Below are 445 nucleotides of genomic sequence, written 5' to 3'. Positions count from 1 at the left end.
CGCGAGAAACGGGTTCAACTGCTGCTCGAACTCGTCGGCCTGGCCGACCACGCCCACCAACGCCCCGGCGAACTCTCCGGCGGCCAACAACAACGCGTCGCCATCGCCCGCGCCCTCGCCGCCTCACCCCGCCTGCTCATCGCCGACGAACCCACCGGCCAACTCGACGCCGAAACCGGCCTCGCCGTCATGGCCCTGCTCCGCGGAATCGTCGAAACCGAAGGCGTCACCGCGCTCGTCGCCACCCACGACCCGGTCATGATGGCGCTCGCCGACCGGGTTCTTCACCTCGCCGACGGACAGCTGACCGCGTGACCGCTCTACTCCTGCGGCGCGCCCGGGCGCAGTGGCCGCTGCTCGTCTGCCTGCTCGTCGTCCTCACACTCGGCAGCACACTGCTCGGCACCTGCACGCTGCTCATGACCCGCACGTCACAGCGGGCCGT

At 70.6% G+C, this 445-nt stretch carries 1 protein-coding gene; it reads left to right on the top strand.

What is annotated here, in order from left to right; translation table 11 throughout:
- A partial coding sequence (locus tag FL583_RS39840) for an ATP-binding cassette domain-containing protein (RefSeq protein ID WP_142710112.1) occupies window positions 1-315 on the top strand: 315 nt, incomplete at its 5' end.
- Window positions 316-445: the final 130 nt, after the last annotated feature.

The sequence above is a fragment of the Cryptosporangium phraense genome (genome assembly GCF_006912135.1).
Classification (GTDB): Bacteria; Actinomycetota; Actinomycetes; order Mycobacteriales; family Cryptosporangiaceae; genus Cryptosporangium; species Cryptosporangium phraense.
The sequence above is the reverse complement of the archived record's forward strand: the minus strand, read 5'-3'. Positions and strand labels throughout refer to the sequence as shown.